This is a genomic window from Paracoccus yeei ATCC BAA-599, from assembly GCF_000622145.1.
In the GTDB taxonomy this organism is placed as follows: Bacteria; Pseudomonadota; Alphaproteobacteria; order Rhodobacterales; family Rhodobacteraceae; genus Paracoccus; species Paracoccus yeei.
On sequence record NZ_JHWH01000032.1, the window covers coordinates 1 to 20,642 of the forward strand.

Annotated in this window: 18 protein-coding genes and 3 pseudogenes; 9 read left to right on the top strand and 12 right to left on the bottom strand. The window is 57.8% G+C overall.

All coding sequences use genetic code 11. The annotated features are described in order from the left end of the window. Positions 1 to 391 precede the first annotated feature (391 nt). Together mobQ and BU28_RS0115940 are read left to right on the top strand one after the other, a co-directional pair. Entirely contained in the window at positions 392 to 1,795 is a 1,404-nt protein-coding gene (gene mobQ, locus BU28_RS23365) for a MobQ family relaxase (protein ID WP_051578261.1), read from the top strand. Positions 1,796 to 1,959: 164 nt separating this feature from the next. After that, positions 1,960 to 2,202: a hypothetical protein gene (locus BU28_RS0115940; RefSeq protein WP_143809714.1), complete on the top strand. Its 243-nt coding sequence runs from the start codon at positions 1,960 to 1,962 to the stop codon at positions 2,200 to 2,202. Between the two features lie 64 nt (positions 2,203 to 2,266). Here BU28_RS0115940 and BU28_RS0115945 read toward each other — a convergent pair. Next, positions 2,267 to 2,461: pseudogene (locus tag BU28_RS0115945) on the bottom strand (IS5/IS1182 family transposase); the annotation flags it as partial. Between BU28_RS0115945 and BU28_RS24870 the strand changes: the two are divergent. Beyond that, positions 2,451 to 2,816, top strand: a pseudogene (locus BU28_RS24870) (IS66 family transposase); the annotation flags it as partial. The pseudogenes BU28_RS0115945 and BU28_RS24870 sit on opposite strands and share 11 nt — an antisense overlap. Positions 2,817 to 2,954: 138 nt before the next feature. Here BU28_RS24870 and BU28_RS26825 read toward each other — a convergent pair. After that, a complete protein-coding gene (locus tag BU28_RS26825; RefSeq protein ID WP_143809715.1) occupies positions 2,955 to 3,119 on the bottom strand; it encodes a hypothetical protein in 165 nt (54 codons plus the stop codon). A gap of 317 nt (positions 3,120 to 3,436) precedes the next feature. Between BU28_RS26825 and BU28_RS0115965 the strand changes: the two genes are divergently transcribed. The 3 genes from BU28_RS0115965 to BU28_RS0115975 are packed head-to-tail and all read left to right on the top strand — an operon-like array spanning position 3,437 to position 4,525. Then, positions 3,437 to 3,679 (top strand): type II toxin-antitoxin system ParD family antitoxin, encoded by a 243-nt coding sequence (locus BU28_RS0115965; RefSeq protein WP_036763148.1) that lies wholly within the window; start codon positions 3,437 to 3,439, stop codon positions 3,677 to 3,679. After that, on the top strand, positions 3,669 to 3,986 hold the full coding sequence (locus BU28_RS0115970; protein WP_036763149.1) for a type II toxin-antitoxin system RelE/ParE family toxin: 318 nt from the start codon (positions 3,669 to 3,671) through the stop codon (positions 3,984 to 3,986). Before BU28_RS0115965 ends, BU28_RS0115970 begins: the two co-directional genes overlap by 11 nt. Then, entirely contained in the window at positions 3,983 to 4,525 is a 543-nt protein-coding gene (locus tag BU28_RS0115975; protein ID WP_028720352.1) for a recombinase family protein, read from the top strand. Before BU28_RS0115970 ends, BU28_RS0115975 begins: the two co-directional genes overlap by 4 nt. A gap of 150 nt (positions 4,526 to 4,675) precedes the next feature. Here BU28_RS0115975 and BU28_RS25605 read toward each other — a convergent pair whose 3' ends face one another. Beyond that, positions 4,676 to 5,641: a hypothetical protein gene (locus BU28_RS25605; protein ID WP_143809716.1), complete on the bottom strand. Its 966-nt coding sequence runs from the start codon at positions 5,639 to 5,641 to the stop codon at positions 4,676 to 4,678. 770 nt (positions 5,642 to 6,411) lie between these two features. On the opposite strand from BU28_RS25605, the gene BU28_RS0115980 reads away from it, so the two are divergent. The 3 genes from BU28_RS0115980 (at position 6,412) to BU28_RS25610 (ending at position 13,096) form a co-directional block, all read left to right on the top strand. Further along, positions 6,412 to 7,893, top strand: a complete 1,482-nt coding sequence (locus tag BU28_RS0115980) for a sulfotransferase family protein (protein ID WP_028720353.1) — start codon at positions 6,412 to 6,414, stop codon at positions 7,891 to 7,893. 42 nt (positions 7,894 to 7,935) lie between these two features. Next, positions 7,936 to 11,835 carry a glycosyltransferase gene (locus tag BU28_RS24875; protein ID WP_081791430.1) on the top strand — a complete coding sequence of 1,300 codons (3,900 nt, stop codon included), beginning with the start codon at positions 7,936 to 7,938 and terminating at the stop codon, positions 11,833 to 11,835. A gap of 214 nt (positions 11,836 to 12,049) precedes the next feature. Then, a complete protein-coding gene (locus tag BU28_RS25610; RefSeq protein WP_143809717.1) occupies positions 12,050 to 13,096 on the top strand; it encodes a hypothetical protein in 1,047 nt (348 codons plus the stop codon). A 64-nt stretch (positions 13,097 to 13,160) separates the two neighbouring features. Here the strand turns inward: BU28_RS25610 and BU28_RS0116005 are convergent. From BU28_RS0116005 to BU28_RS26450, 9 genes and pseudogenes are all read right to left on the bottom strand, one after another. Next, positions 13,161 to 13,523 (bottom strand): annotated as a pseudogene (locus BU28_RS0116005) (IS110 family transposase); the annotation flags it as partial. Between the two features lie 177 nt (positions 13,524 to 13,700). Then, positions 13,701 to 14,636 (bottom strand): NAD-dependent epimerase/dehydratase family protein, encoded by a 936-nt coding sequence (locus tag BU28_RS0116010; protein WP_028720357.1) that lies wholly within the window; start codon positions 14,634 to 14,636, stop codon positions 13,701 to 13,703. 424 nt (positions 14,637 to 15,060) lie between these two features. Continuing rightward, positions 15,061 to 15,369: a hypothetical protein gene (locus BU28_RS0116015; protein WP_028720358.1), complete on the bottom strand. Its 309-nt coding sequence runs from the start codon at positions 15,367 to 15,369 to the stop codon at positions 15,061 to 15,063. Beyond that, positions 15,362 to 15,976 (bottom strand): ParA family protein, encoded by a 615-nt coding sequence (locus BU28_RS23370; protein WP_081791431.1) that lies wholly within the window; start codon positions 15,974 to 15,976, stop codon positions 15,362 to 15,364. The genes BU28_RS0116015 and BU28_RS23370 overlap by 8 nt, the downstream gene beginning before the upstream one ends. A 369-nt stretch (positions 15,977 to 16,345) precedes the next feature. Continuing rightward, the gene (locus BU28_RS23375) at positions 16,346 to 16,615 is read right to left on the bottom strand and encodes a hypothetical protein (protein WP_143809718.1); all 270 of its coding nucleotides are present in this window, start codon (positions 16,613 to 16,615) and stop codon (positions 16,346 to 16,348) included. 39 nt (positions 16,616 to 16,654) lie between these two features. Continuing rightward, positions 16,655 to 17,287: a ParA family protein gene (locus tag BU28_RS24880; RefSeq protein ID WP_028720359.1), complete on the bottom strand. Its 633-nt coding sequence runs from the start codon at positions 17,285 to 17,287 to the stop codon at positions 16,655 to 16,657. Positions 17,288 to 17,334: 47 nt separating this feature from the next. Then, positions 17,335 to 18,312 carry a replication initiator protein A gene (locus BU28_RS0116030; RefSeq protein WP_233144984.1) on the bottom strand — a complete coding sequence of 326 codons (978 nt, stop codon included), beginning with the start codon at positions 18,310 to 18,312 and terminating at the stop codon, positions 17,335 to 17,337. Positions 18,313 to 18,939: 627 nt separating this feature from the next. After that, entirely contained in the window at positions 18,940 to 19,977 is a 1,038-nt protein-coding gene (locus tag BU28_RS23385) for a type IV secretory system conjugative DNA transfer family protein (RefSeq protein WP_051578263.1), read from the bottom strand. Continuing rightward, positions 19,974 to 20,432 (bottom strand): hypothetical protein, encoded by a 459-nt coding sequence (locus BU28_RS26450; protein ID WP_233144985.1) that lies wholly within the window; start codon positions 20,430 to 20,432, stop codon positions 19,974 to 19,976. Before BU28_RS26450 ends, BU28_RS23385 begins: the two co-directional genes overlap by 4 nt. Positions 20,433 to 20,642: the final 210 nt, after the last annotated feature.

Sequence of the window (20,642 nt, forward strand, 5' to 3'; positions counted from 1 at the left end):
CCTCGGCGGTTGGATCGCCCGCCGTTCCGCAACCCGGCGCCAGGGGCGTTGCTCCTCGCTGGCGCTGGAGCAGACTGCCTGGCGCCGGGGCGGAACGGATGCCGCAGCAGGCCCAGGCCTCAATGGGCCAGGCGCCGCGGCAGGCGCGCAGGGTGTGCGCTGCCGGTCCCACCCTCATGCTGGCTGCCAATCATGGGACAGCGCCGCGCGAGGGCAGGGACCGGCAGGGCCGGTCCTCGCGGATCGTCCCGATCCCCTCGGCCGGGCCGTCTTTCCGCCCCGGCCGCCAGCATCATGGGGTGCGCTGCCGGAGCGGAAAGACCGGGCCTCTTGCGGCTGGCGATGCCATGCCGGCGGAGGCGCTTGCGGTGGCTTTCCCGAGGGAGGCGGCATGGCCAGCTACCACCTCTCGGTAAAGACCATCAAACGTAGCGCCGGGCGCTCGGCCACCGCGGCCGCCGCTTATCGCAGCGGCGGCGTCATCGCCTGCGAGCGCGAGGGCCGGGTGCACGACTACAGCGCCAAGCGCGGCATCGAGGCCTGCTTCATCCTGGCCCCCGAGGGCGCGCCGGACTGGGTGCGGGACCGTGCCGCCTTGTGGAATGCCGCCGAGGCGCGCGAGACGCGCAAGAACTCCGTCACCGCCCGGGAATGGGAGTTGGCGCTGCCGGCCGAGCTCGGCGCCGAGGACCGTGCCGGACTGGTGCGCGACTTCGGGCAGGCGCTGGTCGCGCGCTACGGCATTGCCGTCGACGTGGCGCTGCACGCGCCGCATCGCGAGGGCGACCAGCGCAATCACCACGCCCATGTGCTGACCACCACCCGGGCGATCGGCGCCGAGGGCTTCGGCGACAAGACCCGGGTGCTGGACGCGGCCAAGACCGGCGGCGTCGAGATCGAGGCCCTGCGCGGGCTCTGGGCCGGGATGCAGAACCGGGCGCTGGAGCGGGCCGGAGAGGCCGCCCGGGTCGATCACCGCTCGCTCGAGGCGCAGCGGCAGGTGGCCGAGGCGCGCGGCGATGCCTTTGCGGCCGAGGCGCTCGACCGGGCGCCGGAGATGAAGCTCGGGCCAGCGGCCAACGCCATGGAGCGGCGGGCGCAGCGGGAGGCTGAGATGAACGGTTCAGTTTACCGGCCGGTCACCGAACGGGGCAGGGCGGTGCAGGCGCTGCGCCAGGCCCGCGCGGCACTGCAACAGATGCGGGAGCGGGTCGGGCAGGTGCAGGCCGCCTACGCGCAGGCCCGGGACAAGGGGCAGGACCGGGTCGCCGCCGGGCTGGCGGCCTTGCGCGCCGCCGCGGCGCGGGACGGGGGCGGCAGCTTGACGGAGAGGCTGGCGGCACTTCTGCAGGACCGGCGGGCACGGGACGGAGGGCATATGGATCGACGGCCGGCGCCGAGCGCACAGGCGCGGGATGCGGCGCATGGGAGAGAGCCCGACCGGGAACGCGCGCCCGCGTCCCGGCCCCGCAATGAACAACTTCTGCAGGCGCTGGTGCAGATCGCCAATACCGCGGCGCGTGGCGCGCAGCCGCGGTTCACCGACGCAAAGGCGGCGGACGCCTTCTTCCGCGATCTCAGAACCAGCTATGGTCAGGATATCCTGACCCGCATCTCCCAGGGCGACGACCGGGTCCTGGCAGGGGACTTCCCGAAAGCCGAGGACAGGCAGCAGGTCGCCCGGGCCATCACCGGGATCGCCCGGGTACATGGGCTCGAGCAAGATAGGCGAGGGGCGGAGCGGGAAACCGGAAGATCCACCCGCAAGGAGGCCGATAAGGACTGGGAAAGATAGGTTTTACTCAGATGTTCGATAAGCCGTGAGACAGCTGCGCATTCAAGTTCTGCCCGTGGCACACTGGTCTCGGCTTTGTTTCTGAAGTGCAATGTGCGCCAGGACACATACAACCGCCGATCAACTGCACAATTATCAGTTGATCAGACGGGGAGCCGCTGCACATGAAAAATCCCGATATGGTCGCTTTTACCATGGGCCTTGTCGCCCTCTCGCTCATGCGGGAAGGCTGGCCGGTTAGCGATGCCGCGCTCTTGGAACGTCTCAATGAGATCGCGGAGAACGAACCGGCCAGCCGCATCACACCTGATATGGCACGGAACGCCTTGGACGCGCTTCGCATTATGGAAGTGTCGGCACTCTTGCGGCTCGTTCAATCCATGCCTGCGACGGTGCGTCCGATCTGAATACTGGGGCGGGCGCTGTTGCGCAAATCAGCTGGCGACCGCAGTTCGCCTTTCGCCGGACACACTATTGCCTTGCCACAGTGACCGGGATGCCGAGGGTTGTGAAGCGGTTCATGACCGCCGCGCGGATCTGGACCTCGGCAACCTGGCGGGCGAAGTCCCGTGACATCAGCCGCAAGCCGAGCTGCTTCACGCAGTTCATTTTCGTTTCCACCCTGCTGCGGCGGTGATACCCGCTCCAGTTCCGCCAGATCGCGCGCGTCTCGCGCAAGTCTGACCTCGGCGTAGCGATGACTTACATGCTGAAGCGCCAGGACGGCTTCCGGCTGTTTCTTGACGATGGTTGCGTGGACATCGACTCCAACCTGGTCGAAAACGCCATCCGCAGCCCGGCCATGAACCGCCGCAACGCGCTCTTTGCCGGTCACGACGAGGGTGGCCGAAACTGGGCGCGCTTTGCCAGCCTGGTTGGCACCTGATGCAAGATGAACGGCGTCGAACCCTACGCCTACCTGCGCGATCTGTTTACCAGCCTCGCTAACGGCCACCTGGCCAAGCACATCGACGCCTTGATGCCTTGGGCCTATGCAAAGCAGACCATCGTCTCACAATGACCTCGTCCGGGACTCCCCGGTGATCTCATGGCGCGACATTTCGGCAGCAGACCGCGCCGCAGCAATCAAAAGATCAATGGGGCGCAGCCGCCGCATACGTTCAATCCGTGCTTTTGTTTGTACGTTGCACGCAGCCTGTCAGTCTTGCAGACGCTGACCGGTAGCCTTGTCGAACAGATGATGGCGGCCGGGCTGCATGTTCAGCTTCAGGGGCGTGCCCTTGGTCACCTGCTGCCGATTGCGTAGCAGGACGGTCAGATTCCCGATGGCAGACGAGCAGAGGACCTGGGTCTCAGAGCCCATCGGCTCAATCAGGGAAACCTGTGTCTCAAGACCATCTTCAGCTAACAGGATGTGGACTTGCCCGGATTTTCTGGAGAGTGTTTAGCTCATTTGAGAGACAATGTTTTTCATTATAACATAGACAATCTGGCTTACTTATGGAAGACAAAAACGGCCGTTTTTGTCCGTAAATGTCCTGATCTGCGATAGCAGTGACTTGCCAGGGACAGAACTCTCTCCCAAAACCTGGCCTGTTTTGGGAGGTTTGTGTCCTGCTGTGTATAGCTAGCTTGGCAATGTTTGCCAATACTGTTATCTTTAGCCCTACGGAGGGTCCCATGGCGACGATGAACGTTTCTCTTCCCGATCCCATGAAGTCCTGGGTGGAGGAGCGCACCCGCGACGGAAGCTATAGCAACGCAAGCGATTACGTGCGCCACCTGATCCGCCGCGACCAGGAGCGGGCACGCGCTATCGCACAGTTGCAGGCCGCCATCACCGAAGGCTTGGAGAGCGGCCCACCCCAGCCCTTCGATGCCACAGGCTTCAAGGCCCGGATGCGCCGCACCCATGACGGCTGAGCTGACCGGCGGCGTCAGGTTATCCCCGAAGGCCGAAGCCGACCTTGAGGACATCTGGCGCTTTGGCGCAGCCAAGTGGTCCCCGGCCCGAGCCGATCAATATCTCGACGGGCTCCTTGCGGTTTTCGATCTCCTTCTGGTCATGCCGGGGATTGCCCGGGAACGAACGGAATTTACGCCACCCGTGCGCATTCATCCGGCCGGATCCCACCTGGTGATCTATCGCACCGACACCGATCATCTGCACATCCTTCGCGTGCTCGGAGGACGACAGGACTGGCAGAGGCTCTTGGAGGCGATCGAATGATTCTGGGATACGCGCGGGTTTCAACGGCCGACCAGCAGCTTGACAGCCAGCGGGACGCGCTCAGCACAGCGAGGGCCGAGCGCATCTTTGCCGACACGATCACGGGAACGGCCCGCACAAGGCCCGAACTTGACCAGCTGATGAGGCAGCTTCGGCCCGGGGATGTGGTCGTTGTCACGAAATATGACCGCCTTGCCCGCAGCCTGAAGGATCTGCTGGACATCGTCGAGCAGATCAAGGCCCAAGGTGCCGGCTTCCGATCCCTGGCCGAGGACATCGACACCACCACTCCGGCTGGCCGCCTGGTCTTCCATGTCTTTGCCTCGATCGCTCAGTTCGAGCGCGAGCGGATCGCCGAGCGCACCCGGGAAGGCTTGGAAGCCGCGCGGCGCCGGGGCCGTATCGGTGGCCGGCCTCATGCCTTATCCCCCGCTCAGAAGATTGAGGTCAAGCGCATGCGGGACGAGGAACTGCGCCCGCTCCCGGAGATCGCTGCCTTGTTCAAGGTCAGCACCAAGACAATTCGCCGGGTGATGTGAGGTTAGAACTACAGCTTGACCGGGGATCTGCCGGTACCCGTCGATGAGTGCAACAAGAAAGATAAACTTCCGTACTCCACCCTACGGTAGACCACTGTTTAGGCTCAGAAAGCGACTACCTATGGCTGCCCCGTTACCGAACTCCAAACCCTAGCGTGCTATGGCCCTCGAGATCTGCGCCAACGCTACCATAGTAAAGCGCTCAAACTCGGTTAGGCTAAAATTTCTTTCCACTGTTCCAACTTCTTGCGCGATCACTATACCTCTCCCTCTCAGTTGCTGGTTTATTTTCTCAATGGATCTGGTAAATCTTTCGTTTAGAATTGAAAACTCTTCAGGAGAGATCAAGAAACTTTCTGTTGATGAAGATGGCGTATTCATGAGGGCATCGCTTATCAAAGTGCTGGCAAAAACGTTATTTTTTCCAGAAAAACTATTGAATACGCGCAGAAGTTCCAACTCCTTCTGGTCAAGGGATCTGTTTATCACTTCTCTGGTGTTGGCATTGATATTTATTTTCATAAAGTCATTAAATAGTAAGGCGGCTAGGCGATGCTTGTGTTCTTCGTAATTGTACAAAAACACATTATCAAATCCAAATGCTTGGTTCATTAGGTTGATATGGTGTAAGTAGTAGGGATCCCAGCTCTTCAGGAATTCCCCAAAAGTTTTAGCTTCTCCAGCCCTTTTTACTTGTTGAGAGTAAGCCGAGAAAGCTGCTTTGGATAGATCTCGCACTAGATATATTGACTTGGCATCGTAGCCATTTCTTTCAATGCAGTCTATCAGAGACCCGGTCCTAGGATTGTCTTGAAATACAATAAACTCAGAGGAAAATAAAAAGTCTTCTCCGTCTGAATTTTTCAGTAGACGGTCAAATTTTTCCAAGAAAACAGACTTGTCTGCGATTTTGTGAGGAAGTTCTGGTCTGATATAGTTCGCCAGTTCCACGCCATTACCCGAAGTAATTTTTCCTTCCTTGGCCCCAGCAACAAAATCGTTTTCCGGGTATATTACTCCTTGACTTGCCATATCGCCACTGTGACGAGCGAACAAGACCTGAAGGTAAGATGTGCCTGTCTTCGGCGCTCCAGAATGGAAGAATACGTTCGGCATGCTCAAAGTCCTGTTGCTTCGCAGCGAAATTCTTCGCACAAAGGCATTTCTTCGGCAACACCTAGGGGCATCTCATTGATCTTCTGTTCACTATGTGATTCATCCGCAAGGAGACTGATGGGTGAGCAGGCCCTTCTGGCTGATAGAGGTTCAGATGGGCCGGCTTTACCTGTTCTTCCCGAAGTGCCATGGCAAGCCGCTGCATGATGGTCGAAGCTTTCGCCCAGATCGACCCCATTCTCAGCATCACAACCAAAGCCGCATGATCATACCCTCATGCCATCCTGGAACTTACACTAGCTTGACGGACGCGACCGACCTGGAAGCGATGGAGTGACCGAGGCCTCTTCGCCAGAATGATGGAAGTCCTATCATCCGAGGAGGAAACTACCTGAGGCGGTGATGATCGACGCGGCCTATCATGAGGCACACCGCACGGCGACTAGGTCAGAACTAGGATCTTTCGTGGTGGGGCAGCTGCTTCCTGGTGCGTGGAGCACGTGTTTGCGACATCGATGCCGATGATGGTTATGCCGCCCACATCTTTCCTCCTCTACACCGCAGCTCATCCTGCTGCCGCCAATGTGTCACGCGGTGGCGCTGGCGGGAGGAGCATCATGAGCAAGACAACGAACAAGTTTTCCGCTGAAGTGTGCGAACGCGTGGCGCGGTTCAGTGATGAGCACGGCATGCTGCAAAAGCGAAAGCTCCAATGCTTGGCGTGAATGCTTTACTCCGCTATTTGCTGAGAAAGAATTGGGAAAGCCGCCATGAACTATAACAACACGGATCAGACCTTGCCAACATCCCGCCAGGCCGTTCTGGTCATGGGCATGCACCGCTCGGGAACCTCGGCATTGGCCGGCGTTCTGACGCGTGGAGGGTGCGATGCGCCGCTAGATTTGATGGGCGCCAAGCCAATGAATGCAAAAGGATTTTACGAATCCGAGGGCATCAGCAAGATGAATGATGATCTGATGCGGGCGGCCGGGTCGGCATGGTTTAACTGGCAGCGACTGGATGCAACTTGGTTCGATAGCCCGGCGGCCGCCAAGTTCCGAGAAATCGCGGCTGTCCAGTTGGCTACGGTCTATCCAAATGCCAGCCGTGCCGTTTTGAAGGATCCCCGGATCTGCCGCCTGGTCCCCTTTTGGGAGCCCTGCCTGCTCAAGGCCGGCATGGTGCCCAAGTACCTGCATATCCACCGCCACCCCCTAGAGGTCGCTCGATCCTTACATTTCTGGGCAGGCTACAGCCAGAACTATGGGCTAATCCTTTGGCTGCGGTATCAGCTGGACGCAGAAGCGGCAACACGGGGTAAGCCGCGGTATTTCACGTCCTACCAACAACTGATGACCGACTGGTCGCAGGTGCTCCAACAGGCCGACACCGTACTGGACCTTGGCATAGGTCCTATACCGCCCGGCGCCGCCAGAAAGATCGATGCGTTTCTGGATCGCGACATGAACCACATGGCGGTACAAGACCCCGCGCCCGAGCAAGGCGAAGAACTGACATCCTGGGTCCTGCGTAGCTTTGACATCGTGCAGGGTTGGGTCGAAAATGGCGAAAATCTGGAAGACTGGGACGCGCTCGACGAAATTCGCCGCGACTTTGACAGGGCGACGCCGGAATTTGCGGCCTTAGTCGAGGAAGGCCGCCAGAATGACCTTAGACTGAAGGCACGAGTAATGAATGAGAACGCGATGCTGGGAAAACTTGACATCGTCCATGTCGACATCAGTCGGCTGTTTGATCAGGTCAAAAGGCTCGAACATCAGGAAACCGAAAGCGCTACGCGTCTTCAGGCATTGCACCGCGAGCTGGAAGACGCTCGTGTGACCGCCGCAAAAGCTGAGGAGCAGGCCGCTCATCAGAGCGCCGCAAAATCCGCAGCTGAGGCTCTGGTCAGCCAGCGCGACAAAGTCATTGCTGCCCTAAGGGAAGAGCTATCCCAAACCCATGCGCGCTCGGCTGCTGTCGCAGCCGCCAGAGAAGAGCATTTGCGGGAGCTGCGCGCAGAAAGAATTCGTAGAGATTTGGAAATGCAGGACAGCTTGGCTCAAGCCTTGCGCACTAACCGAGAGGCCGCCGATGCCGCCCTTGGTCGAGCCCATGCAGAGATAAACGCCCTGCGCCTCGAGCGCGATGCAGCTATGCGCCGCGCGGATAACATTCTGGCAAGCAATTCCTGGCGGGTGACCGCCCCGTTGCGAAAAGTCGTCAACGCCCTTCACCGCACCCGCAATTGAACTGCGGTCTGGCGTACCGACCCTGAAGACGGAGATATCACGATGACCAGAACGCAGGATGTTCGCCAGGGCCTGACAGAGGCGGCCGCTAAAGCCTTTCGAAAATTCTTTGATCCAGATTGGTATCTGGACAGATATCCGGATGTCCGAAACTATATAGGTCGTCCCGAGGATCATTATCTGCAGTGTGGTCAGACAGAGGGGCGCACGCCGCACTGGCTGATCGATCCAAACTGGTATCTGGACCACCATCCCGATATCGCGCAGACCGGCCATGAACTCCTAAGCCATTATCTGATGAGCGGATGGCGACAGCTTCACTCACCTCATCCGCTGTTCGATCCCAAATGGTACCTGCTGCAAAATCTTGATCTTGTGGCGACTGACATAGACCCTATTGACCATTATCTTGATCATGGCTGGCGCGAAGGACGCACTCTTCATCCCTTGTTCGATACGGCTTGGTATCTTTCGGCCTATCGCGACATCGCCATAGCGGGCATCGAGCCCTTAGGCCACTTCTTGACCCATGGTTGGCAAGAGGGGCGCAGGCCGCATCCGCTTTTCGACACGGCGTGGTATTTGGATCGCTATCGTGACGTCGCCGAGGGGGGGCAGAACCCATGGCTGCACTATATCCGTCAAGGCTGGCGGGAAGGCCGGATGCCGCATCCTCGTTTTGACGCGGGCTGGTATTCACGAACCTATCTCGTGGGGGTGGAAAAAGAACAAGAGCCTTTGGCGCATTATCTGTCTGATGGTTGGCGTGAAGGCCTTCTTCCTTCGCCGTCAGCATCCGTTCGTTCCGGACAGGCTGGTCCGCATGCGCCCTTGTATCAAAGCGTGATCGAGGAACTGGCAGGCCGCCTTCCCGCCACTCTTGAAAAGCGACGCGGCACAATCCTTTTTGTCACGCATGAAACCGAGGTCGGTGGCGCCCCGCATGTTCTACGCCAGTTTGCCACCTGGATGCGCGACAGAACCCGTTTCGAGGTACGGATCGTCGCCATCCGCGGCGGCAACCTGCGTCAAGCCTTCAGTGAGGTTGCTCCGCTTCTTGTTCTGTCCGATCACCCCGAGGAGATGCGCTCACAGGTTCTGAAGGACTGGATGGGTGACAATGTCTGTGGAGCCTTCGTGAATTCGGTAGCCAGCGGCAGCTTTTTACGCCATGCGCCTGAAAGCCTGCCAACTGTCGCCTTTATCCACGAGCTTCCTCAGATACTCGACATGTTCCCCGACGAGGTCGATCTGATCCGCCAGCGTGCCCGCCGCGTCATCGGCGGAGGGCCAGAGGTCACGCGCGCCCTTGGCACGGATTATGGATATCCGCCCGAAAGCCTTGCCTCGGCCGTCAGTTTTATCGAGTCTCTTCCCGCAGACAGCGATCCTGCGCAGCGCCGGGCTGCGGCGCGAACCACCCTGAACCTTCCGCCAGAGCGCCTTGTCGTCATGGGCTGCGGTTTGCTGCATTGGCGCAAGGCACCCGACAAGTTCATCGAAACCGCCGCACTCTTGCGCGCAAAAGGTATTGATGCCGAATTCGTCTGGCTGGGCGGGGGACCTGATCTGGAAATTTGCCAGCAAATGGTCGCCCAACAAGGGCTGGAGGACCGTGTCCGCTTTACCGGCTATGAACCCGATGTTGCAGGCAAACTGGCAGCAGCAGATATCTTTCTTCTCAGCTCGCAGGAAGATCCATTTCCGCTGGTTGCCCTCTATGCAGCTCAGGCGGCCATGCCGATCGTCTGTTTTCAAGGCGCTGGTGGCATTGAGGGATTCGTGGCGCATGGCAGCGGGCTTTCCGTCCCGTACATGAATGTCGAGGCCATGGCAGAGGCCGTCGCAGTTTACATTGCCGATCCCGAACGACGGCGTGCGGATGGGGCGCGTGGTCAAGCTCAAGTGATGCGATCACATACCATCGAGGTCGTGGGCCCGGTTCTGCTGCATCACCTGCGCGAAGCCATGGGTCTTGCTCCCGAGGTCAGCGTGGTGGTCCCGAACTACAATTATGCCCAATATTTGCCAGAACGGCTGGCTTCAATCTCAGCGCAGATTTTTCAGGATTTCGAGGTAATCCTGCTGGACGATGCATCACCCGACGACTCGGTCGCCTTGCTAAGTGACTTCGCCAAACAGCGGCCCGATACTCAGGTGGTCGTGAATAAAATCAACTCCGGTTCGCCGTTCGCTCAATGGATGCGGGGCATGGATCTGTCCCGATCCAACTTGATCTGGCTAGCGGAAGCCGATGATCGCTGTACGCCTGATTTCCTGCAGACGATGCTGCCCTTCTTTAATGACCGTAATATGCGGATCGCTTCCTGCGCCTCGCGTCCGGTCACCTCGGACGGGCAATCAATCGGTGACTATCGCCTGCTTTATCTCGACCGGATCACACCGGGCCGCTGGGATCGAGATTATGTTGCGACCGACCACGAAGAAGCCCAGGCAGGTCTGGGAATTGCCAACTCGATCCCGAATGCCAGTGCAGTGTTGTTTCGAAAATTCAACCCTGAGCCCGAGTTCGCGGCCGAACTGGCACAAATGCGGCTATGCGGCGACTGGTATTTCTATTGCCGAGCCATGCGCGGCGGCTTGGTAGGGTTTTCGTCGGTCCTGATGAACGATCATCGCCGGCATGGCAACACCGTGACGCACAGGCTTGAAGGGTCGATGGACTACTTCAACGAACTTTCTACCGTGCGCAACTATCTGGGCCGCACCTATCGTCAGGATATTGCGACCCAGACCCGTATTGCCCAGTTCTTGGCCCAGGATATCGCCCGTTTTGAGGTATCTGAGTCCCAAAGCGTGCGACAGCCCGCCCATCCAAGCAAACTGATGCCTTCGCTGCTGATCGTGGCTCCAGATTTGGGACCCGGCGGCGGACAGGTCTTTGCCATCTCGATCGCGAATGAATGGGCGCAGCGCGGGGGACGTGTGGTACTGCTGAATGTTGGAAACCAGCCATCCCATCCCGCCATGCTGGCTCGGATATCGCCCGAGGTGATGTTGATAGAGGCACAGGACCCACAGGCAGATCTGGCGACACTGATCGCACGCTTTGACATTGATGTGGTTCATTCTAGCATCTGGTGGGCGGACCGATGGGTGGACGACCAGCGGCATGGTCTTCCTCCGGGCATGCCCTGGATCATCACCATGCACGGCTGCCACGAAACCATTCTGGATGACCCGGACACTGATCCCAGTTTCGCTCAACGCATGGAACGCATGACAGCGCGGGCCGACTGGGTTTATACGGCCGAGAAGAACCTTCAGGTGTTTGACAGACTCCCACGCCCGAAGCGGCTCACTCATATTGCAAATGGAATGCCTCGGGCAATGGATGCTCCGGCTCCTGATCGCGCTGCCCTGGGCTTGCGTCCCGAGGCCCTTATTCTGGGCCTTGCGACGAGAGCGATCGATAGCAAGGGCTGGCACCAGGCCGTGCGTCTGACACAAAAACTGAACATGGCCGGCTATACTGCTGATTTGCTGCTGATCGGCGAAGGGCCGGCCGCCGACAGCATCCGCAAAGAGGCGCCCCCTCACGTCTTCCAGTTGGGCCAGGTGAACAATTTGCAGGCCTATCTTGGCTTGTTAGATATTGGCCTGCTTCCCAGCTATTTCAGAGGAGAATCGCTGCCCTTGGTCCTGATCGACATGATGGCGCAGGGAGTGCCTATCATTGCTTCTGAAATCGGAGAGATTCCCTGGATGCTAACTGGTGGGGAAAATCCTGCCGGTCTTTTGGTGCCCCTAACTGACGATGGAATAGACGAACATATGCTGTTGTCACACGCTATAGCCCTCACGGATCCTGGTTTGCGATCCAAACTGCGGCAAGGCGCAATTTCTCGTTTCAATTCTGAGTTTGAGATAGGTTTGATGTTGAGTAGGTATATGAGGTTGTATGGTGGCGCTACGTTATAAATTAATATTTTAAAGTATGATTTATGAAAAATAATCGTTGTCGATAGATTTATGATTTGTGGGAGCTTGATTATTAGGGAAAAACCTACGCCAATCAAGTTTGTTTTTAGGAAATCAGAGGTCGCATTGTGGGGGCTAACTTGGGATATAAATATAGAGTGATGGGTCTTAAATGAATTCAAACAGAATAGGCCGATTCATCATTCATTCTGGAATGCACAAGACTGGCTCTACCGCCATACAGAATGCATTATCCCGCTGTGAGGGCGAAGTATTTCATTATCTGCGTTGGAATGGAAACAAGAATCACTCCATTCCATATCTTTATGCCTTTGCAGATGGCGGTGTGCATGCCAGAGGGGATATAGAAAGACAGAAGGCGATACGTCATGGAAGCGTATTACGAGAGGCACTAACAAGGGAGCTAGATCTCCTGACCTCGGAAAAGGTGATGCTTTCAGGTGAGGCTATCGGAGCTGCAAGGCTGGGAAATGGAGTAAAAAAACTTAAAGATTTCTTGAGTCTTTGGTCGGATAATTTTGATGTAATTATGTACTTAAGGCCGCCCAGATCTTACTCTGCTGCAGAGTTTAGTCAATCAATATGCAGTGGCGGCACTCCATCTGTTCCAATTAAAATTGACTACAGTGGCATCAGTGAGTTGGATAGGGCTTTCGGTCCTCAATCTGTTTCCCTGATCCCCTACATCCGCTCAAAGCTAGTGATGGAAGATGTGGTTCTTGATTTCTGCAGTCGCGTTGGCATTCCCATGCATAAAGTGCAGTCAATCTCAGCTAATGCCAGTCCATCATTGGAGCTTCTGTCAATTCTTTGGGAGGTGAACCGCTATTGTCGATCTCTCCCAGTAGGCCCTGGGGTGGAAGTAAATGAAGCAAGGTATAAAGTTATTAGGAGGCTGGCGAAGTTTGGTGATCAGAAGTTCATAATGGATCCTGCTGGAGTGCGGGATTATAATAAAGTATTGGAAAATTTGAATTCTTTATCCAGTCGTGTAGGCATTGACTTGGGGGCGTGCGAATCTGATATTAAGAAAACCTCTCTCTGCTCAAACGGCCATTTGCAGGAAATTGCACTGGAGAGCGCGCCGCTACTGGTGGATTACGTTAAGAATATGGCAGAAACAGAGAGGTCAAAGGAGGCTGAAATCGCGATATCAGCCTTTGAATCTAGGCGCGATTTGGTGGCGGCACGAAGTGTTATTATGAAGATGATTGAGATAGAGGTGAAGAAAAAAGGGTGACTTGAGTAAGTTGTATCGACCCAGATGAGTATACTAATATCTACTGAACAACTGTATCAGACGATTGGCTGGCCAGGGTCTTCACATGCACCGGGCGATACAGATTGACACGCATCATCTGGGCAATCCCGCGCGCATCATTGCGGTCGGTCTTGTTCACCTGCGCCTTGAGGAAAGCCTTGGCGTGGCGCGTCTCGATGCAGATCGCCGGAAGGCCAGCCTTCGCCAAGCCTTCGAACAGCCACTGAGATAACGGGCCCGCTTCCAGCCCGATCCGCTCAAGCCGGACGCCTGCGCCATTCAATCCGCGAGAGATATCCACCGGGTGGCTGGTAACCTTCAGCTCCCGACAGATCCGGCCATCCTCATCGACGATGCAGATCGAGGTCTCTTTGACCGATACATCCAATCCGGCATAGTGCTTCATGCTGCGCTTCCTTCCCTGATGCTTGTGGCTGCTCCACACAGACCACGGTCTACCATCAGCTCGAAGCGCAGCACCTCATAACGTCCGAGACAGGAAGCGGGGCACAAGCCGAATACCCCATCTGACTCTAAGCTGCGCCTGCGCCGCTCTCTTTGGCAGTTCAGGGCGCGGCAGTTGTCAGGCTACTGCTGAAACCTGCTTGTGATGATGGATCCAGTTCCAGCTGTCGCGAAATCCTTCCTCTAACGTGATGACAGGCGACCAGTCGGTTGCCTGGCGAATACGGGTGATGTCCAGGATGATCCGGGGCACGTCAAAGCCGCGACCAGGCTTATAGATAGGCTGAAGATTCTGTCCGGTAACCTTGGCCGTCAAGCTCACAATTTGGTTTACCGAGGTACCTTGTCCAGAACCGGCGTTGAAGAACCCGCAGATTGGCGCCTTTACCGTGAGGGCGGCAAGCTCGGCCAAATCCTGAACGTGTATAAAGTCGCGAATGATGCTACCATCGCCCCAAACCTCGATCTGCTCACCCTTGGAAACTTTCCATAGGTAGTTGCCAATGATCCCTTGAAGCCCCAACTGACCTTGGCGAGGGCCGTATGGGTTAGATGCGCGCAAGGCGACATACTCCAGCCCGTGCAGGTGCTGCTCCATATGTAGGTAACGCTCTATGGCAAGCTTAACTATTCCGTAGCTACTGATTGGATTCTGAGGATGATCCTCGGTAACCATATCAGCCTGAGGTATGCCATAGACCGTGCCGCCTGAGGAGAGGAATACCAGCCGTTTGATACTCTTTTCCCTCATCACCTGGAGCAATCGAACCGTGCTGATCAAGTTGGTGCCGATATCGTGGATCGGATCTAGATTGGCTGTCGAGGGCACCGTCGTACTGGCAGTATGCACAACCGAATCGACATCCTGAAGCGCTGCTTCAAGAGTGGCCTCGTCGCAAAAACTTCCCATGACATATTCGACGCCTAGCAGCGGCAATCGATACAATTCCGGCCTCATGTCCAGCACTCGGACCAGGTGGCCGCGTTCAAGTAACTTGTCGACAATATGTGATCCGATGAAGCCGCAGCCACCGATTACGAGGGTCCGAGTCATATCGTTGCTAACTCCTTCGGAAGTGCTTAGAGCAGGATGCATGGGCAACCGGAAGGGTCGCTATCAATGCAGGATGAAACCCAATTTCATTGATTGTAAATGTGCTAGCCTGCAAAGACAGCCTGGGTCCCATCAGAGGAGGGCCAGGCTCCAGATGATCTGCCACGGGATTTTTCCTCACCACTGATTGAGGTGCCGGCCAAAGGTTCAGTTCGGGCTTTCGGATCGGGGCTGTGTGAGCGGCTGCGGTTAGAGGATCTCCTCCACCTGTCCGGTAGCCTTTGAACGCATCCGACATAGTGGACCTGCATCATACTGCACTGATATACCCCAGAACCAGCCACCTGAACACCTAAGCATGGCAATCCTGCAAGCGATAAACTTAACACTCTTTTAATTCTAAAATTATCAGCGCTTTCAATTTTCAAAGCTTATCACCTTGTACTAGGTCGCGGATATGTCCCTCAAGATAATCCTGCATCGACAAACCGCGCCGAAGTAGCCAGATCTTGAACAGGGCATGCGTCTCGGGGTCCAGCCCAAAGCTCGGCCGCGCCTCAGTCGCCGTACGGGGCTTTGCTGGACGGCCCCTGCGCGCGCGCTGGACAGGCTTTGCGACTGGCGTGGGCTTCTTCCCCCCCGCGCCGCGCTGCTTGACCCCTTCAATGGGCTCCGCCGGCGACGCATCGGGGTCAACCATGCCGTCAAATGAGAAACCGCCCTTCTTAGCCATGCAACAGTCCTCGGATATAGACCCACAAGTCACGGGCTTCCTCGGCCGCCTTGGCATCACCTGCCTCTGTCACCCCCTGACCCGTCGCGGCCGTCTCAGCATAGACAACGCGCATCGCCGCATTGACGGGAGCAAGCTTGCCATATTGCGCTAGGACGCGCGCAGCCTCATCCGTAACGCGTGCACGCGGCGTTTGGGATAGAATAAATGCAAAATCGGTCCCTGCCCTTTGTGCGGCCCTCAACGTGGCCCCCACAGCGCGCAGGTCGTGCGGCGATGGTCGAACCGGTATGACAACTAGGTCGGCAGCCGCCATAACGCTTTCGAGCCATTCGGGCGCGGCCGGTGGCGTGTCGATCAGCAGCAGGTCAAAATGCTTGATCAGGTTCGGCAGTGCCGCCTTGACCTTCTCGGGCGCCGGGTCGCTATCGGGCATCTGCGGCCATCCAGCATCTCTGCCCTCCCACCAGCCGCGCAAGCTGCGTTGCGGGTCCAGGTCGATCATGGCAACGCGCTGACCGTCTTGCGATGCGGCCACTGCCATGCTGATTGCAGTTGTGGTCTTCCCTGCGCCACCTTTCTGTGAGGCGATGACAACTGATTTCATTTTCTTCCCTTACCCGTGCAAGAAATTTTCAGATTTCTAAATTCTAAAATTTCGTCATTTTTAAATTCCTATTTAGTCTAGAAAGGACGAGCTTATCAAGATGCTTCGAAGCTTTTCTATGAATGGGCAGATGGCGTCCTCACAGTCGCAAGCCGCGCTTGGCAATGAGACCAAGTTCAGCACGTCCAAGCGCTCTTCGCGGCAAGGCGCTCGAGCTGAAAGTCTCGATCCTGCCCGGCGCGTGATAGACTGCTCATTCCCGCCTATTGCGGAGGCGGGTCGATTCACATCGCTTAGAACCAGCGGCTTTCGGTGTTGGTGACGACCTTCCCCCCTGCTGATGCGCAGTAGGAGTGATGGCAGCTGTACTCATTCACCGAACGCCCTGCCCGCCTCGTGTCGTCGCCATAGCTCATTAAGCGCATGCTCGATCAGTTCGGTGTTAGTCATGTCTAGTCGAGCCCGCAGAATGGCCACACGCTCAAGGATTGGATCGCCCTTGTCGAAGTAGGCTCCCAGATGCTTCTGCCCGCCCCGCTTGGTAGCTGACTTTTCCTTAACCGGTGCTGGCGCAACCTCGGGCAGCTCCGCTTCTGTCACTTTCCCCATCGCCGCAAGAAGTGCGTTTGATTTCTTCACTTCTGCTTCCCTTTCTTCTGCGCTTGTGCACATATGCACTTATGCATATTTGATATTATGCAATTTAGCACGAACCCACACCCATAAGCTTGCGACTTCTTCTGCCGCCTTACTAGCAGGTTCGCTTTCCTGAACTGTTAGGCCCAAGGCACTAGCGTCTCGATGCGCCTTGCGTCGATGCAGCACGATTGGAGCGGCCCGTGCGCCCATAGCTTCGATCACCTCGCGCGTTTGCACTACCTCGGCCGGACCAGTTGGGTTTGCCATGTTCACCACTGCATAAACCGGGCGCGAGAAACCGCGGCAGAGACGCAGTGTGCGTGGCATCTGTTCTAGGGGCTCAATGTCAGGGGTCGTGGGAATCAATACCAGATCTGCGGCTTCGACGGCTGCCGGCGCTTCGGTTGAACGGGCAGGGGGTGTGTCGATGATGACCAGATCAGCCACTCCCTTCGCTTGGTCAAGGCGCTTGGGAAGCTCATTCTCAGTCGAGAACACCACGACCGGCATATCTGCGTCCCGACGCTCCGCCCATTGGCTAACGCTCTGCTGTGCGTCCATATCGAGGATTAGAACCGAGAGCCCGTCACGAACTGCAGCCACGGCCAGCGATCGAGCAAGGGTGGACTTACCGACTCCGCCTTTTTGCATTGCAACTGCGATAACCTGCATTCCTGCCCCTTTGCATTTGTGCACAGTTGCACGTGCGCACGTGTGAGTTATGGTCTTCCACGCTTCTCGTACCACTTACGACAAAATCCCAAGAACGCCATTTCCGGGTTGCGAGGTGTATCGGTTGCCCAAGCCCGCCATTCACTTTCAATGGAGCGCACATCCCACCCAGGCGCGGCCTCCCGGGCCAGGTCATAGACATCAGGATCTAGGGCAGGGATGGTGGACTGAACCCCAGCCGCCTCGGGAGTTATGGTTCCGCGGCTTCGGACCCACAGAATATCAGTCTCGACATCAAACCTGATTTCATAATCAGGCATGTGGCTGTGCTTTTCGTCCTCATCCGCAATCGCCGAAACAAGACGGCGAAACTCACGCTGCGAAGACCCTGACCCGCACTTTTTCTGTAGCGTCTCAAGACTGATCCGCCACTCACGCTGTCTTCCACAATGCTTCCGAGCCAGTTCATAAATTCGCCGCTCAAGCGGCTTGCGTAGACGGAAGTAATCGCGGCTAAGGGTTAGGACCTCTTGAGCTTTAATGGCATTAAAAACCCAATCCGACAGCTTAATTTCGACCTCCTGCATGCGGCCCTCGCGTGTCTCGCGAACGATGCGAGCCCGCTCGATCAGACCAAAGGTCTCGAATACCTCTTCACCACCAGTTGTGATGTTCGTTGAGATCCGCGTGCCAGCCAACCTTTCCATAGCCGCTTTGAGAAGGTCATAGCCGCGCCCAGAAATCATCCGGTTGGTAGCCCGCAGCAGATCAGAGGCTTGAAACTTGACGACCTGCTGCGGCTCGCGCCCGTCATTCATCCCCCTAATAATCTGACTAATGCAGAAGATTAAAACATCGCGGTCATGAACCGTTGCTAGTCCATCCACCGACGGCTTGACCTCGACCTTGATCCCGTTGTGCTCATAGAGGCGTGGTCTGGTATCTGGTTTAGTTGAAAGAGAAAAGATCGGGTGCTCCATCGAGCCAATATCGCCTTTTGGCGCAGCGTCGAAGATGTCACACACGAAAAAATCCCCTTGTGGGTGTCGATCGGGCAGTAGGGGATTCTCAGCCATTTTAGCCTACGTCACTTCACACACAGGCAAGCATACAACGTCACTTCACACACGCAAACAAGAAAAACGTCACTTCACACACATAGAATCACCACTTTACACACACCTTAACGTCACTTTGCACACACCGGCTTTGTTTAAGATATTGCTATATATTAATAAAATATGAGTACAGGAAGGTGTAACACAGAATCTAACACATATTTAACACCTACTGCCTGTGGATAAGTGCTCAGTTGCCGGATGTCGGCCGTGACCAGACCTGTTGCAATCCCCAACACTATGACCTTTGGCCAGACCGCCCTGTGCAAGGACAGCAGGGTAGGGCTCTCCTTTCAATCTGGAGATCATGCCTGTATCTCGAACAATCCTTTGAACTCGGAAGCGGCGTAGTAGCGCAGCTTGCGGACGACGGTGATCGGCTGATCCTGGACGCGTAGAAGCTGCGCCTCGGACGGCAGCTGCATGATCTCGTCCGGTCAGCAGGTCGCGGCCGGTGACGCTGGTCGTGGTGCTGTCGAACTCGCCAGGCTTCTGGCTGATGCTTCGATAGGCCGTGGTTTGCTGGCCGATGCTCTAGCTCAGCCATTTGGCTGTCTCGAGATCGTTGACGCCGAACACCTGCTGGATGCCGGCGTTGGCGATGAAGGTGCCGGCCCTTGTGCCGTAGAGATCCTTCAGCTGGCTCATGTCCTGCAGGATCGGCCAGAGCTGGATGCCATAGCCCGCCATTAGCCCCATAGCGCGCTCCATCGCCTCCAGACGCCCAAGCGCCGCGAACTCGTAGGGCAGGGTCTTCAGCCGTTCAGCGGGCCACAGAGCGGCGCTGAGGGCGTCTGTGGTCCCTTCGGCGCCTCCAGAGTGGGGGCAAGGCCCTGAAAGGCCTCCTGGCGGCTCCTGAGGCCTCTCCGCGTCCCGGGCGATGTCCTGTAGCGCCTCGGCGAGCGCCGCCGCGTCCTCGCCGAGACCGAGGCTATCGGGCGTCAGCCGGTCGAGCGGGTTGTAGGCCGCCCCGGGCAGGCCGGTGACGCCGAAGGGGTCGAGGACATGCACCGCGCCGAACTTCTGGCGCGCCTGGGCAGTGATGCGGGCGTTCTCGCCCTGGGGGTCGATGACCATAACGGAGCGGTTGACCGTGAGCAGGTTCGGGACGATGGTGCCGACGCCCTTGCCGGCGCGGGTCGGGGCCAAAGTGATCAGATGGGCCGGACCGTCGTAGCGCAAGAGCCGGCCGGTGTCGGCATCGCGCCCAATAAGTAAGCCTTCGCCGCGCTGGAACGCGGCGCGCTCGGCCTTTGAGCTGAACCGAGCCGAGCCATGGCTGAAGCCGCGCCGGGCAAAGAGCGGGCCCAGACCGCAAAACTCGGCCCAGATGGCCAGAGACAAGGCCCAGGCCGGCAGCAGGCAGAGCATCATGCCGATCATGCCCCAGATGGTCGCGGGATCGGCGCCGTCCGGCGCGGTGCCGGTCAACAGCCCCCGCAGGATCACGAAGGCCAGGAGCCCAGCCCCGGTGCCGAGCAGCAGCGCGAAGAGCAGGAACAGGATCCCGACCGGCAGGGCGATGGCGAGCCTGCCGAGGATCGCCAAGAACCGGAAGGCGCGGCCGATCACCGCGGGGCTCCGGTTCCCCGCGGGTTCAGCAGGCCCGACAGGGTCCGGTTCCTGCCCTGCGGCGCGCGGTCAGGCTGGCTCAGCCCGGTCCCGTCAGGGGGAGACCCTGCCGCGCCGGTTGCCGCCGTAGTCTCGCCAGGAACATGGGCTTCGCTCTCTGCGTCCGGCAGAGCGCCTTCCACCTCTGCCGCCGGGGCGTGTGCCGCGGTCCTGGCGTCCCAGCCCTCGAAGGTCTTGCGGTCCTGATCGCGGGGCAGGTTGCGGACCAGCCGGTCGAGCATGGCGGCGGCATTGCTGTCGCGGGCGGCGAGGTCGATCAGCGCGCCACCGAGGATGACCTTGCGTCTGGTGTCGAGCTTGCGCTCCCTGGCCGCTTCGCGGTTCTTCAGCGCCTGCAGCCTGGCCCTGGCCTGAGCATAGCGCTTCTCGGCGCGTTCGAGTTCGGTCTCTGCCATGACAGTTCCTTTCGTCCCAAGAATACCGAAGATTGAAAACGGGCTTGCTCCATCAATCAAGGAGGGCTAACCCGAAGGCCTGTGAAGGACAAGGGCGCACTTATGCAAACTCTCCATCGCCTGCGGCGCTTTCGAGATTTGCGTGCGATCTCCCCGGGGCAGAGCCCCAGCCGATGGCGAACCCCCTCGATGCGCGAGAGCACATCGACA